Annotated in this window: 8 protein-coding genes; 3 read left to right on the plus strand and 5 right to left on the minus strand. The window is 74.5% G+C overall.

Annotated elements, in window-relative coordinates:
• The first annotated feature begins 6 nt into the window (after nt 1-6).
• Nucleotides 7-1,776 carry a vWA domain-containing protein gene (locus V6U81_RS08185; protein WP_334486170.1) on the plus strand — a complete coding sequence of 590 codons (1,770 nt, stop codon included), beginning with the start codon at nt 7-9 and terminating at the stop codon, nt 1,774-1,776.
• Nucleotides 1,777-1,822: 46 nt separating this feature from the next.
• Here V6U81_RS08185 and V6U81_RS08190 read toward each other — a convergent pair whose 3' ends face one another.
• The 4 genes from V6U81_RS08190 to V6U81_RS08205 form a co-directional block, all read right to left on the minus strand.
• Nucleotides 1,823-2,707, minus strand: a complete 885-nt coding sequence (locus V6U81_RS08190) for an acyl-CoA thioesterase (protein WP_334486172.1) — start codon at nt 2,705-2,707, stop codon at nt 1,823-1,825.
• Nucleotides 2,704-4,152: a pyruvate kinase gene (gene pyk / locus V6U81_RS08195; protein ID WP_334486175.1), complete on the minus strand. Its 1,449-nt coding sequence runs from the start codon at nt 4,150-4,152 to the stop codon at nt 2,704-2,706. Before pyk ends, V6U81_RS08190 begins: the two co-directional genes overlap by 4 nt.
• Before the next feature lie 224 nt (nt 4,153-4,376).
• Nucleotides 4,377-5,759 carry an FAD-binding oxidoreductase gene (locus tag V6U81_RS08200; RefSeq protein WP_334486177.1) on the minus strand — a complete coding sequence of 461 codons (1,383 nt, stop codon included), beginning with the start codon at nt 5,757-5,759 and terminating at the stop codon, nt 4,377-4,379.
• A 105-nt stretch (nt 5,760-5,864) separates the two neighbouring features.
• On the minus strand, nt 5,865-6,230 hold the full coding sequence (locus V6U81_RS08205) for a YciI family protein (protein ID WP_334486180.1): 366 nt from the start codon (nt 6,228-6,230) through the stop codon (nt 5,865-5,867).
• A gap of 254 nt (nt 6,231-6,484) precedes the next feature.
• On the opposite strand from V6U81_RS08205, the gene V6U81_RS08210 reads away from it, so the two are divergent.
• Both V6U81_RS08210 and V6U81_RS08215 read left to right on the plus strand, forming a co-directional pair.
• Entirely contained in the window at nt 6,485-12,655 is a 6,171-nt protein-coding gene (locus V6U81_RS08210) for a PAS domain S-box protein (protein WP_334486182.1), read from the plus strand.
• A 116-nt stretch (nt 12,656-12,771) separates the two neighbouring features.
• Nucleotides 12,772-13,638: an aldo/keto reductase gene (locus V6U81_RS08215; protein WP_334486184.1), complete on the plus strand. Its 867-nt coding sequence runs from the start codon at nt 12,772-12,774 to the stop codon at nt 13,636-13,638.
• Between the two features lie 55 nt (nt 13,639-13,693).
• On the opposite strand, the gene V6U81_RS08220 is transcribed toward V6U81_RS08215, so the two are convergent.
• On the minus strand, nt 13,694-14,512 hold the full coding sequence (locus tag V6U81_RS08220) for a lipase family alpha/beta hydrolase (protein ID WP_334486186.1): 819 nt from the start codon (nt 14,510-14,512) through the stop codon (nt 13,694-13,696).
• Between the last annotated feature and the right edge of the window lie 204 nt (nt 14,513-14,716).

The following is a 14,716-nucleotide window of genomic DNA, read 5'->3' on the forward strand; positions in this document are numbered from 1 at the left end:
GATCCGATGGCCGCAGGTCAGCGTCCCGCCCGGCCGTGGCTGCCGTACGCGGCGGCGGTCGCCGCCGGGCTCGCGGTGATCACCGCGGCGTACCAGATCGTCCGGCCGGCGCCCGGCGCGGAAGCCACCGGCTGCGTCGCGCTGGAGGTGAACTCGTCGACGGAGAAGAGCGCGCTGGTCGAGCAGCTCGCCGCGCGGTACAACGACGCCGGGCGGCGCTTCGGCGGGCGCTGCGCGCGGGTGAGCGTGCACGGCCTCAACTCGGGCGAGGCGATGCAGGCGCTGGCCGGCGGTTGGACACTCGCCCAGCCGCAGCTCCCGGCGCCGCAGGTGTGGCTGCCCACGTCGTCACTGTGGACCGGGCAGCTGCGCATTCTCGACGAGGCGGCGGGCCGGGCGCCGCAGACCCCCGACCGGTACCCGTCGATCGCGAACAGCCCGCTGGTCATCGCCATGCCCCGGGACAAGGGTCAGCTGGTGCAGCAACGCGGCCCGCTCGGCTGGGCGGACGTCCTGGGCCTCTCCGGCGACACCGGCTGGGCGGCGTTCGGCCGGCCGGAGTGGGGCCGGTTCACCTTCGGCAAGGACAACCCTCACCTGTCCACCTCGGGCCTGGCGGCCACGATCGCCACCTACTACGCGGCGGTCAACCGGGCCAGCGACCTGACCGAGACGGACCTCGCCAGGCCCGCGGTGACCCAGTTCGTCCGGCGGATCGAGGCCAACGTCTCGCACTACAGCGACGACTCGGTGGACCTGCTGCGCAACCTCGCCGAGGCGGACGCCGCCGGCACCGGGGACGCCCCGGCGACGGACATGAGCGCGATCGTCCTCCAGGAGGAGCTGGTCTACCTCTACAACGAGGGCCGCCTCGGCCCCACGCCGGGCCGCAAGCCGCGGGTTCCCCTGGTGGCGGTGCACCCGAAGGAGGGCACGTTCAACCTGGACCACCCGTACGTGCTGCTGCCCTCGGCCGACGCGGCGCAGCAGGCGGCCGCCGCGGACTTCCTCGCCTTCCTGCAGGAGACGCCGCAGCAGCGCAGCTTCGCCGAGTTGGGCTTCCGGGACTCCGAACGCCGCCCCGCCGCGCGGCTGCTGGCCACGGTGGCCGGGCCGGGCGCGGACCGACTCACCTACTTCGAACCGCCGGAGCCGGAGGTGGTCGACGCGATCCTCGACGGGTGGGACACCCTGCGGAAGAAGGCCAACATCCTGCTCGCCGTGGACACCTCCGGGTCCATGAAGGCCCGGGTCGGCGACCGGACCCGGTTCCAGGTGGCCACCGACGCCGCCGGGAAGGCGGTCGGCCTGCTGAACTCCGCCGACCGGGTCGCGCTCTGGTCGTTCTCCAGCGAGACCGGGCAGCGGCCGACGAAGCCGTACAGCGAGGAGCTGCCGCTGTCGCCGTTCGACCGGGGGGCGTTCACCCGCAAGCTCGCCGGGCTACGGGTGGAGGGCAACACCGCCCTGTACGCGACGGTGCGCGCGGCGCACCGTCACCTGCTCGACAACTACGACCCGAACCGGATCAACGCGCTGGTCGTGCTCACCGACGGCAAGAACGAGTACCGGAAGGACAGCGACCTCGACCGGCTGCTGCGCGACATCGCGCTGGATCCGGAGCGGCCGGTGAAGGTCTTCTGCGTCGCGTTCGACCGGCAGTCCGACCTGGACTCCCTGGACCGGATCGCCCGGGCCTCGGCGGGCAAGGCCTTCGACGCCACCGACCCGGCGACGGTCGACGACGCGTTCGTGAAGGTGGTCAGCAGCTTCTGATCGGAAGCCGGGATGCCGCAGGTTCGGGCACCGGGAGGGCGGACGGTCAGGCGCCGACCCGGCGCAGCAGGCCCTCCTGCACGGCGCTGGCGATGTGCCGGCCGTCGGTGGTGAACATCCGCCCGGTCGCCAGGCCGCGCGCTCCGGAGGCGGACGGGCTCCAGCAGTCGTAGAGGAACCACTCGTCGGCCCGGAACGACCGGTGGAACCAGAGCGCGTGGTCGAGGCTGGCCCCGACGACGCCGCCGGGGCCCCAGACCTCGCCGTGTACGGAGAGCACCGAGTCGAGCAGGGTCAGGTCCGAGGCGTACGTGAGGGCGCAGGCGTGCAGCAGCGGATCGTCGGGCAGCTTGCCGTCGATGCGCATCCAGACCCGCTGGTTCGGGTCCGCGGGGCGGTCGCCGGGCGGCACCCAGCCGGGCTCGCCGACGTAGCGCACGTCCATCGGGCGCGGGATCTGCCCCCAGATGCCCAGCCGCTCCGGGAAGCGGGCGAGCCGGTCGGGCATGGTCGGCACGTCCTCCGGGCCGGGCACGTCCGGCGGGGTGGGGGCCTGGTGGTCCAGGCCCTCCTCCTGCCGCTGGAAGGACGCCGACATGAAGAAGATCGGCTTGCCGTGCTGGAGCGCCACCGACCGCCGGACCGAGAAGGACCGACCGTCGCGGACGTTCTCCACCTGGTACTCGATCGGCTCCACCGGGTCGCCCGGGCGGACGAAGTAGCCGTGCAGCGAGTGCACGAAGCGCTCCGCGTCGACGGTGCGGCCGGCGGCGACCAGGGCCTGCCCGGCGACCTGGCCGCCGTACACCCGCTGCGGACCCACCGGAGGGCTCATCCCACGGAAGGTCATGTCGCCGGTGTGGTCGAGGTCGAGCACCTCGAGCAGTTGGTCGACCGCCGCCTGCCCGGTCGCCGCGGAGCCCTCGGTCACTGCAGTGCCCGCGCGGAGGCCGCGTCGACCAGCGAGCCGAGCTGGTGCACCCGCAGGGTGTTGGTGGAGCCGGGGGTGCCGGGCGGGCTGCCGGCCACGATCACCACGTAGTCGCCGGGGTTGGCCCGGTTGAGGCCGAGCAGCGCCTGGTCGACCTGGCGGAACATGTCGTCGGTGTGCTGCACGAACGGCATCAGGAAGGTCTCCACGCCCCAGCAGAGCGCGAGCTGGTTGCGCACCTCGGGCACCGGGGTGAAGGCCAGCAGCGGCAGGTCGCAGTGCAGCCGGGCGAGCCGCTTGACGGTGTCACCGGTCTGCGAGAAGGCGACCATCGCCTTGGCGCCGATGGCCCGGGCGATCGAGGAGGCGGCGACGGTGAGCGCGCCGCCGTGGGTGCGCGGGTCGTGCTGGAGGCGGGGCACCCCGATCGAGCCGGCCTCGGTGGTAGTGATGATCTTGGCCATGGTGCTGACCGTGAGCACCGGGTACTTGCCGACGCTGGTCTCGCCGGAGAGCATCACCGCGTCCGCGCCGTCGAGCACCGCGTTGGCCACGTCGGAGGCCTCGGCGCGGGTCGGCCGGGAGTTCTCGATCATGGAGTCGAGCATCTGGGTGGCCACGATGACCGGCTTGGCGTTCTCCCGGCACAGCTGCACCGCGCGCTTCTGCACCAGCGGGACCTGGTCGAGCGGCAGCTCGACGCCGAGGTCACCGCGGGCGACCATGACGCCGTCGAAGGCGAGCACGATCGCCTCCAGGTGGTCGACCGCCTCCGGCTTCTCGACCTTGGCGAGCACCGGGCGACGGACACCCTCCTCGTCCATGATGCTGTGCACGAGCTTGATGTCGTCGGCCGAGCGGACGAAGGAGAGCGCGATCAGGTCGACGCCCAGCCCGAGGGCGAAGCGCAGGTCCTCGGCGTCCTTCTCCGACATCGCCGGCACGCTGACCGCCACGTTCGGCAGCGAGACGCCCTTGTTGTTGGAGACCGGGCCGCCCTCGGTGACCAGGCAGCGGATGTCGTTGCCGGTGACGTCGCTGACCTCCACGGCGACCCGGCCGTCGTCGATCAGCAGCCGGTCGCCCGGCTTCACCTCCTGCGGCAGCTTGCGGTAGGTGCAGGAGACGCGCTCCTTGGTGCCGACGATGTCGTCCCCGGTGATCACCACGGAGTCGCCGGTGCGCCACTCGTGCGGGCCGTCGGCGAACTTGCCGAGCCGGATCTTGGGGCCCTGCAGGTCGGCCAGGATGGCGACCGGGTGGCCGGCCGCGTCGGCGGCCTCGCGGACCAAGCGGTACACCGACTCGTGGTCGGCGTGACTGCCGTGGCTGAAGTTGAGCCGTGCCACGTTCATGCCCGCCTCGACGAGCCCCCGGATCCGTTCCGGGGACGAGGTTGCGGGGCCGAGAGTGCAGACGATCTTCGCGCGGCGTGTCACGCCCATCAGGCTAGTCTCTCCTCCGGGTCGGCCCACCGGCCGACCCCTCTCGGACTGCGGAACAGTTGTCCAACGACGCGCGACCATGCGCGTGGCCGGTGGACGGGGCCGCACCGGGGACGTCGTGAGTGGCGGGCATCGGCGACCGCGCGCCGGGAATCGTACCGCCCGGCCGCATCCGCCGCCGGAGCCGCTCCCACGTCCGTCGCGCGCGCCCGCCGCGCCGCCGCTCACCCACCGCCGGGGGTCTCCGGCAGGGTGGGTACGGCGGAGAAGACCCCCCTCGGATCGTACCGGCGCTTGGCCCGGCGCAGGCGCTCCCAGTTGTCCGCGTACGCCAGTCGGACCCGGTCGGTCTCCTCCGGGGCGAGCAGGTTGGGGTAGCCGCCGGGCAGCGCGTGCGGGGCCAGCGCGGTGGAGGTGCGCTCGGCCCACTCCCGGTGCGCCGCCGGCTCGTCGCCCGTCGCCCACACGGCGATCACCTCGGCGAGCAGGTGGTCGGCGCGCAGCCCGAACGCCGTGTCGGCGACGTCCACCCGGGTCGCCGCGCCGTGGAAGTGGTGCAGGGCGATCGCCGAGAAGGGCGAGCTGACCCGGCGGGCAGCGTCGACCAGCGCCTCGATCGTGCCGTCGGCGAGCCCGGGCAGCCAGCGGGTACGCAGCAGGTAGTGGTTCCCGTCGACCATCCCGCCGTCGAACATCCGCAGCACGTCCTCGTAGGGCAGCGGCGCCACCTGGTCGACCAGCGGGGTGCCCAGTGCTCGGATCCGGTCGACGTGGCCCTGCCCCGCGGCCGGGTCGTCGCCGACGTACACCGGGCAGACGAAGACCACCGGCTCGCCGGCCGGGCCGGGCAGGAACCCGGCCATCACGGTCAGCTCGTCCGGCGCGTCGACGAGCAGGTCGCGGTAGCCGCGCAGTACGGCGCCGGCCTCGGCCAGGGCGAACATGACCATCCCGGCGAGCGCGACCGGCAGCCGGTGCGCCCGGTAGGTCAGCCGGGTGACCACGCCGAAGTTGCCGCCCCCGCCCCGCAACGCCCAGTACAGCTCGGCGTCGTGCGCCGGGTCGGCGGTGACCCGGCGGCCGTCGGCGAGCACCACCTCGGCGGAGAGCAGATTGTCCAGTGCCAGACCGTGGCGGCCGCAGAGCGGGCCGTACCCACCGGCGAGGGTGAGGCCGGCGAGCCCGACGGCCCGGACGACGCCGGTGGCGACGGCCAGGTCGTGCGGGCGTAGCGCGGCGACCGCGTCGGCGGCGGTGGCGCCGCCGGCCACGGTGACCGTCCCGGCGGCCGGGTCGACCGCCACGTCGCGCATCTCGGTGAGGTCGACGACCAGGGCGCCGTCACGCAGCGCCCGGCCGGCCCAGTCGTGGCCGCCGGCCCGGACGCAGAGCGGCAGCCGGCAGCGCTGGGCGATCCGCAGGACATCGGCCACCTCGTCGGCGTCCCGGCACCGGGCCACCAGCGCGGGCGAGCGGTCGACGGCGCCGTTCCAGAGCCGCACCGCGCCGGCGAACCGGGGGTCGGCGGGGAGCAGCAGGCGCTCGCCCAGCAGGTCCCGCAGGAGGGCGACGGCGTGCGGAAGGTCGGTGGTGGCGACGGAGGTCATCGAGGCTCCTCGACCCGGCCCGGCGCGCCCGCCCCGGCCGGGGCCCTCCCAGTGCACACCCGCGCGCGGCAGCCCGCCGTCACCCTCCCGACAGTCGGCGCCCGCTCAGCTCTCGGTCTTGGCGAGCGGGAATTCCATCGAGCCGGCCGGGCAGAGGAACGTCAGCACGTCCACCTGGTAGAGCCCGGCCTGCACGGCCGGGTCGGCCTCCATCACGCTGCGCACGTCGTCCACCGAGCCGGTGTGGGCCAGGCCGATGCCGATCGGCGGCGCCGGCTCCCGGGCCGGGCCGTCGATCGAGCCGGAGACCAGCACCAGGCCCCGCCGTTGCAGGGCCTGCATGTGCTCGGCGTGCTCGGCCTGGAGCCGCTGCACGGTCTCGCTCGGCAGCGCCCGGCCGGCCGGACCGGGATAGAGCACGATGCACTCGTACGTGTCGAGCGCGAAGTCCAGCTGCGGCGTACCCGTCATGGCGCCCCCTCCCGCGCTGCCGGCGCCCGCACCGGGACCGGCCTGCCCCGACTCGGCACAGCGTCGCACGCGCGGGGCGGCCGGGGCGGGCGCTCGGCGACAACTGCCCCGCCCCGCGCCCGGTTACCGCCGGGCCGGGCCGTTCGTCCACCGGCTCCGATCCCCCGCCATGATCCACAAACGCCGTACCCGCGCCGCGCTGGTACGGTCCGCATGATGGGAAAAAGCTCGAGCCGCCGAGCGGAGGTTCCGAGGTGACGGACTCCCCCGCCGGGCACCCGCCGGCGGACGGCTCCCGGTGGCGGGACGTCTTCGCCAGCGGTGGGGAGATGGGCGCGCGGATCGCCGACCACGACTGGGCGACCACCCCCCTCGGTCCGATCGACTCCTGGCCGCAGAGCCTGCGCACCGCCGTCACCATCTGCCTGCACTCCCGCTTCCCCATCCTGCTGATGTGGGGTCCGGAGCTGGTGATGCTCTACAACGACGCCTTCCAGCCGATCCTCGGGGCGTCGAAGCGGAACGCCCTGGGCCGCCCCGGCGCGGCGGTCTGGCCGGAGATCTGGGACGTCATCGGGCCGATGCTGACCGGTGTGCTGGCCGGCGAGGGCGCCACCTGGAACCAGGACGAGCTGATGCTGCTGGACCGCAACGGCTACGTCGAGGAGTGCTACTTCACCTTCTCCTACAGCCCGGTCGTCGACGAGTCGGGCGCGGCCGGCGGGGTGTTCGCCACGGTCAGCGAGACCACCGAACGGGTGATCAGCGACCGCCGGCTGCGGGCCGTCAGCGGCCTCGCCGCCAGCCTGGTCGACGCGGTCGACCCGGCGGAGGTGGCCCACCGTACGGTCGACAGCCTGGCGCAGAGCCCCGCGCTGCCGTCGGTCCGGCTCTACCTGGCCGGGCCGGACGGCCCATGGCTGGCCGCGTCCGGCGGCGATCCGGTGCCGGAGGCCGTCGCGCGGGACTGGCCGCTGGCGGAGGTGCTCGCCACCGGGAAGACCCGGCTGCTGCCGCGCGCCCCGGGCGACGACCCGACCCGCCCCGGCACCCCGGTGGTGGCGCTGGTGCCGGTGCCGGAGCCCGGCGGCGGCGAGCCCAGCGCGGTGCTGGCGGCCGGGATCGATCCGCGACGGCCGGTCGACGAGGGGTACCTGTCCTTCCTCACCCTGCTGGCCGGGAACATCGGCACCGCGCTGGCCGGCGCGCGCGCCTATCAGGAGGAGCACCGCCGGGCCGAGGCGCTGGCCGAGCTGGACGCGGCGAAGTCCGCCTTCTTCGCCAACGTCAGCCACGAGCTGCGCACCCCGCTGACCCTGATCGCCGGCCCGGTCCGCGACGCGCTCGACGACCCGGCCGAGCCGCTGCCGCAGCAGACCCGGCACCGGCTGGAGCTGGCCGACCGCAACGCGGCCCGGCTGCGCCGGCTGGTCGACAGCGTGCTGGACTTCACCCGGATCGAGGCCGGCCGGCTCGTCCCGGAGCGGGTGGCCGTGGACGTGGCCCGGTTGACCCGGGAGATCGCCGCCTCCTTCGCACCGGCCATCGAACGCGCCGGCCTGACCTTCGAGGTGGACTGTCCGCGGCTGCCCCGGCCGGCGTACCTGGACCGGACGATGTGGGAGAAGATCGTCCTCAACCTGCTCTCCAACGCCCTCAAGGCGACCCTGTCGGGTGGCATCCGGCTGCGGGTCGCCGACGACGGCGGCTGGTTCCGGCTGAGCGTCACCGACACCGGCGTCGGCATCCCGTCCGATCAGCTGCCCCGACTGTTCCAGCGGTTCCACCGGGTCAGCGGCCCCACCGGGCGGTCGGCCGAGGGCACCGGCATCGGGCTGGCACTGATCCGCGAGCTGGTGCACCTCCACGACGGGGAGATCAGCGCGTCCAGCACAGTAGGCACCGGCTCGACCTTCGACGTGCGGCTGCCGTACGGCGCGGGGGCGAGCCGGGTGGCGTCCTCCGCCGCACCCGCGCCGCCGGTCGACCGGTCCGCCGCGCTCGCGGCCGAGACGGCCGTACCCGCCGGCACCGCAGTGACCGGCCCGCCGGACGCGCCGCGGATCCTGGTGGTGGACGACAACGCCGACCTGCGCGACTACGTGACCGGGCTGCTCGCCGGGCAGTTCCGGGTACAGACCGCCGCCGACGGCCAGACCGCCCTGGCGCTGATCGCCGCCGACCCGCCGGACCTGGTCCTGGCCGACGTGATGATGCCGCTGCTCGACGGGTTCGGGCTGCTGGCCGCGGTACGCGCCGAGCCGGCCACCTCGCATCTGCCGGTGGTGCTGCTCTCGGCCCGGGCCGGTCCCGAGGCGGCCGCCGAGGGGCTGACCGCCGGCGCGGACGACTACCTGGTCAAGCCCTTCTCCAGCCGGGAGCTGCTGGCCCGGGTACGGGCCAACCTGGAGCGCGCCCGGGACCGGCTGCGCCGGGGCGCCTGGGCCACCCAGGTGGTCAGGTCGATCACCGACGGCGTCTGGGTCGCCGACGAGAACGCCGCCATCTTCCAGGTCGACCAGACCTTCGCCGAGCTCACCGGGTACGGGCCGGAGCAGGCGCCCTACCTGCCGCCGTACCCGTGGTGGCCGGACCCGGTCGCCCACCCGCGCGAACGGCAACTGCTCGACGAGGCGCTGGTGCACCTGCTCGACGAGCACGCCGGGGCGTACGAGGTGCCGTTCCAGCACCCGGACGGGCGGCTGTACTGGGTGTCGGTCTCCGCGACGGCCGTGCCGGACCCGGAACACGACCGGACCCTGCTGGTCGGCACGGTCCGCGACGTCACCGGGGAACACCTGGTCCGGGAGCGGCACCGGTCCGCCGCCACGGTCACCGACCGGCTGGCCGGCGCCACCGACTCCGACGAGATCCTGGCGTTGACCGCCCGGGCCCTCGGCGAGGCGTTCGCCGGGACGGCGTACCTGACCCGGACGGACGAGCCGGCGCGGGCGTACACGGCGCAGGGGCCGGTCCCCGTCGCGGAGCTGGACCCGGCGGTCGCCGGACGGCTGGCCGCGGCGCGCGGCGACGAGCCGCCCGCCCGTGGCGAGGTGCCGGGCGTGGCCGGCCGGTTGAGCACCCCGGCCCGGGAGTGGCGGGTCTGGGTGGCGTTTCCCCGGCCCAGGGCGGTGACGGCGGACGAGCACCTGCTCGGTGGGCTGCTCACCGCGGCCGGCAGCCAGGCGCTGCGCCGGGTGGAGGCGGTGCACCAGCAGGACGCGGTGGTAGTCCGGCTGCGCGAAGCGGTCCGGGAGGCCGGTGAGCGGGAGCGCGCCTGGCAGGCCGAGGCGGCGGCGCGCGCCGCCCAGCAGCAGTCCGACCAGCGCTTCCGCACCCTGGTGGAGGCGTCCACGGCGGTGGTCTGGACCGCCGACGCGACCGGCGCGATGGTCGAGCGCCAGCCGTCCTGGGAGGCGTTCACCGGGCAGCGGTGGGAGCAGTACCGGGACGCGGGGTGGGGCACCGCCCTGCACCCGGAGGACCGGCCGAGGATCGAGGCGGCCTGGCGCGAGGCGCTGGACACCCGGGCGCCGCTGTACGAGGCGGAGGGGCGGCTCTGGCACGCCGCGAGCGGCGGCTACCGGCACTTCGCCGTCCGGGCGGCCAGCCTGCGCGACCCGACCGGCGCGATCACCGAGTGGATCGGCACCATCTACGACATCGAGGGCCGGGTGGTCGCCGAGGGGGCGGCCCGACGCGTCGCGGCGATCAGCCGGGCCCTGCTCGACGGCGCCCCGGTCGGCGTCGGGCTGGTCGACACGGACCTGCGCTACCTCCAGGTGAATCCGGAGCTGGCCCGGATCAACGGGCTGCCGGCCGAGGCCCATCTCGGCCGGCGGCCGAGTGAGGCGCTCGCGGCGTACGGGCCGGGAATCGAGGAGCTGATGCGCCAGGCGCTGGAGCACGGCCCGATCGTCGGGGTGGAGTTCACCGCCGAGCCGGAGGAGGCCGGGGTGGCGCGGCGGCACCTCGTGGCCAGCTACTTCCCGATCCGGATCGCCGGCACCGACGAGCTGGTCGGGTTGGGCTGCACCGTCGTCGACGTCACCGAGCGCACCCGGCTGCTGGAGGCGCTCGGCGCCGAGCGGGCCCGCCACGAGCGGCTGGCGGCCACCGACGTGCTGGCCGTCTTCGGCGGCGAGGAGGACCGCATCACCGAGGCCAACGAGGCCTTCCTGGAGATGCTCGGCTACACCCGCCGGGACATCACCGAGGGCCGGCTGAGGTGGCCGGAGCTGACTCCGCCGGGCTGGGAGGAGGCGGATGCCCGGGCGCTGTCCGAGCTGCGCGCCGCCGGTCGGGCCCGCACGTACGACAAGGAGTACCGGCACGCCGACGGGCACCGGGTGCCGGTGCAGATCGGGGTGGTCGCCCTGGAGCGCCAGCCGTTGCGCTGGCTGGCGTACGCGTCGGACCTCAGCGCGGAGCGGGCCACCCAGGCGGAGCTGCGGCTGTTCCAGGCGCTGGTGGAGCGGTCCGGTGACTTCATCGCGGTGGCCGCCCCGGACGGCCGGACCGTCTACGTGAACCCCGCCGGCCGGGAGTTCGTCGGCCTGGCCCACGACGCCGCCCTGGGCGACCTGCGCCTGCTCGACTTCGCCGCGCCGGACGTACGCGAGGTGTGGCGGCGGGAGCTGATCCCCACCGCGCTGCGCGAGGGGCACCACCGGGCGGAGAGCCGGCTGGTCCGGCTGGACACCGGCACGCCGCTGGACGTGGACCACCAGACGTTCACCGTCACCACCGGCGACGGCCGGGACACCACCGCGTTCGTCGCCACGGTGGCCCGGGACATCAGCGACCGGCAGCGGGCGCTGCGCCAGGCCGAGTGGCTGGCCCGGCTCGCCGGGTCGCTCAGCGCCGCGCGGGGGCGGGCCGCGATCGTCGACGTGATCATCCGCACGGTGCCGTCGGTGGTGGGGGCGTCCGCGGTGCGGGTGGCGGTCGCCCCGCCGGGCTCGCCGGAGCTGGCCGTGGCCGGCGGCGACGGGCCGCAGCGGCTGCCGGTCACCGCGGACGTGCCGCTGGCCCGGGCGATGTGCGACAACGTGACCGTGCCGCTGGCCGGCGACGCGGGCGTCTGCCTGCCCCTGCGCTACGGCGACGGCGGGGTGCTGGGCGCGCTGGAGGTGCGCTGGGAGCGGCCGGTGGCCGACGACGAGCCGCGGCGCACCCTGCTGGACGCGGTGGCCGGCCTGTGCAGCGAGGCGTTGCAACGGGCCGAGCTGGCCGGTGCGGCGCAGGCGATGGCCGACTTCGCGGCCCGGTTGAGCATGACCCGCTCCACCGCCGAGGCGATCGACGTGATCCTCGACGCGGCGCCGGTCGCGCTGGGGGCCGCGCTGCCGGGGCTGGCGATGCGGGACGAGGGGCGGCGGGTCCGGCTCTGGCACAACGCGGTGCCGCACGCGCTGGCGGCGAGCTTCGCCGACCTGACCATCGACGATCCGCGGCCGATCGCCCGGGCGCTGCGCACCGGCGAACGGATCATCCTGCCCGACCGGGCGGCCTTCGCCGCGCGCTTCCCCGGCCTGCCCGACCCGGTGGGCGCGCACGGCATGACGACGACCGTGGCGGTGCCGCTGTTCGACGCCCAGCGCCGGCCGATCGCGGCGCTGGGATTCGGCTGGCCGCGGGCGCATCCGCTGCGCGAGGGCGACCTGGCGCTGTTGGACACCATCGCCGACCTGTGCGAGCAGACCCTGGAGCGGGTCCGGTTGGCGGCGGCCGAGCACAACCTGGTGACCCGGCTGGCCGGGCGGTTGCGGACGTCGTCGGCGCCGGTGCCGGCGGGGCTGGAGATCGCCACCCGCTACCAGCCGGCGATGAGCGGCCTGCACCTGGGCGGCGACTGGTACGACCTGATCGCCCTGGACGGCGGCCGGCTCGCGGTGGTGGTCGGGGACGTGGTGGGCCACCAGGTGGAGGCGGCCGCCGACATGGCGCAGCTGCGTACGGTGGTGAACACGCTGATCCGCACGGGCGTGCCGCTGGCCGAGGTGTTCCCCCGGCTGACCGAGCTGCTGGGGGCGGGCTTCCTCGGCACCAGCCTGGCGATGGTCCTCGACCCGGCCGCGGGCGAGGTCACCGTCGCCCGGGTGGGGCATCCGCACCCGGTGCTGCTGCGTTCCGGGCGGGCGCCGGAGACGGTGGCCACCGCCACCGCGCTGCCGCTGGGGCTGGTCCGGGAGCCGGTGCCGCTGACCACGGTGCGGTTCGGCCCGGGTGACCTGCTGGTGGCGTACACCGACGGGTTGGTGGAGCGGCGCGACCAGTCGTACGACGCGGGGGTGGCGACGCTGCACGAGGTGATCGTGGGGGTGCGGGACCAGCCGGTGGAGGCGATCGCCGACGCGCTCCTGAGCAAGCTCTCCGGTTCGGACGACGATCAGGCGCTGGTGGTGATCCGGTACGCCGGCTGAGCGGGTGTCCCCGCCCACAATCGGCGCGCCGGTGTTGCAGCCGGCGATCTCCGGGAAAACCTCGCCGTCGGTGGCTAGATTTGCCGCTGACGGCGGACACGATCGGAGACCGGTTCATGGCAACCAGCACGCAGCCCGCGAAGGCCTCGGGCACCTACCGGATCGGCGGCGACCTCCAGGTCGACCGGCTCGGCTACGGGGCCATGCAGATCACCGGCCCGGGCGTCTGGGGTGACCCGAAGGACCCGGCCGAGGCGGTCCGGGTGCTGCACCGGGCGTACGAACTCGGCGTCACGTTCATCGACACCGCCGACTCGTACGGCCCGTTCGTCTCCGAGCTGCTGATCAAGGAGGCGCTGCACCCGTACGCCGACGACCTGGTCATCGCGACCAAGGCCGGCCTGAGCCGCTCCGGCCCGGGCGACTGGCGGCCGCTCGGGCGCCCGGAGTACCTGCGCCAGCAGTGCGAGCTGAGCCTGCGCCACCTGGGCCTGGAGTCGATCGGGCTGTACCAGTTGCACCGGATCGACGAGAAGGTGCCGTTGGAGGATCAGCTCGGCGAGCTGGCGCTGCTCAAGCAGGAGGGCAAGATCCGGCACATCGGGCTGTCGGAGGTGACCGTGGCGCAGATCGAGGCGGCCCGGAAGATCACCCCGATCGTCTCGGTGCAGAACCTCTACAACCTCGCCGACCGCAGCGCCGAGGACGTCCTCGACTACTGCGAGCGCAACGACCTGGCGTTCATCCCCTGGTTCCCGATCGCCACCGGCAACCTGGCCAAGCCGGGCGGCCCGCTGGACGCCATCTCCACCGGCCACGACGCGTCGCCCGCACAGCTGGCGCTCGCCTGGCTGCTGCGCCGGTCGCCGGTCATGCTCCCCATCCCGGGTACGTCCTCCGTGGACCACCTGGAGGAGAACGTCGCCGCCGCCGAGGTGCAGCTCACCGACGACGAGTTCGAGGCGCTGGCGAAGGCCGCCTGACCCGCAGGCAGACCGGCCGGCCGTCACCCGTGGGTGGCGGCCGGCCGTCGTACTTTCAGAGCGCGAAGCAGTTGGGGCGGATCGGTGCGTCGGTGAGCACCTGCCGGACCACGCTGTAGGTGGTGCCGTCGAGCACCAGCCCGAGGTGGCCGACGACCCGCAGCGGGCACCAGCCCTGGATCAGCACGTTGGTCGCGCCGTCGGCGAGCGAGGCGTTGCCGACCGGACGGACCAGTTCGTCCTGCCAGGTCCGCACGGTGGTCCAGCGGACCGCCCCCGGGGTGTCGTCGCCGCCGTTGAGGCCGGTGAGCAGGTCGGAGCCGATCGACATCTGCTGGCAGGCGACAATGCCGGCGCAGCTGCCGAGGCCGAGGAAGTTGATGATGTTGGCCACGTAGGTGCCCTGTTGCGGGCTGCCGAGGCTGACGTAGCGGGCGACCTTTTCCGTGCCGCCGAGGTTCTTGACGTACCAGCGGGAGACCAGGCCACCCTCGGAGTGGGTGACCAGGTCCACCTTGGCCGCTCCGGTGGCGGCGCGGACCTGGTCGACGTAGCCGGCGAGGGACCGTGCCGACTCGCGGATGTCGCCGAAGCCGAGGCCGGGCAACTGGTAGATGGAGACCCGGAAGCCGTCGGCGCGCAGCCGGGCGGCGATCGGCTCGTACGCGATGGAGATGCCAATCAGGCCCCCGACGACGATGACGGGATTGGCGTTCGCGGCGGCGAGGGTGGTGCCGCTCGTGGCGACACCGGCGGCGGTGCCGGCGCTGGTGGTGGCCGGGGCGGCGGGGTCGGGGGCGGCCACCGCGGCGGTGGCCGGGACGAGCAGTGCGGCGGAGAGGGTGGTGGCAGCGAGGATCGTGCGGAGCAGCATGGCTGCACCTCCGGTGGGAGGTACCCGGGAACCCGGGACGGCGGGCGGGGGGATCCGATCGATCGGTGGGACGATGATGCGTGGCGTGTTTCACACTCGTCAATGGGAAGTTACGCGTCGGTAACCTGATCTCGCGCCGGGGGCACAAAGCGGCCAATCGGACCAGCGGCGTCGCTCCCTCCACAGGGGAGGTTCGGCGGCTCC

The organism is Micromonospora lacuserhaii (assembly GCF_036902735.1).
GTDB lineage: Bacteria > Actinomycetota > Actinomycetes > Mycobacteriales > Micromonosporaceae > Micromonospora.

Excerpts from the sequence above, each read along its gene's own strand:
- pyk (WP_334486175.1), bottom strand. The coding sequence starts at position 4,152 with ATGGGCGTGACACGCCGCGCGAAGATCGTCTGCACTCTCGGCCCCGCA.
- V6U81_RS08205 (WP_334486180.1), bottom strand. The coding sequence starts at position 6,230 with ATGACGGGTACGCCGCAGCTGGACTTCGCGCTCGACACGTACGAGTGC.
- V6U81_RS08215 (WP_334486184.1), top strand. The coding sequence starts at position 12,772 with ATGGCAACCAGCACGCAGCCCGCGAAGGCCTCGGGCACCTACCGGATC.
- V6U81_RS08220 (WP_334486186.1), bottom strand. The coding sequence starts at position 14,512 with ATGCTGCTCCGCACGATCCTCGCTGCCACCACCCTCTCCGCCGCACTG.
- V6U81_RS08200 (WP_334486177.1), bottom strand. The coding sequence starts at position 5,759 with ATGACCTCCGTCGCCACCACCGACCTTCCGCACGCCGTCGCCCTCCTG.
- V6U81_RS08185 (WP_334486170.1), top strand. The coding sequence starts at position 7 with ATGGCCGCAGGTCAGCGTCCCGCCCGGCCGTGGCTGCCGTACGCGGCG.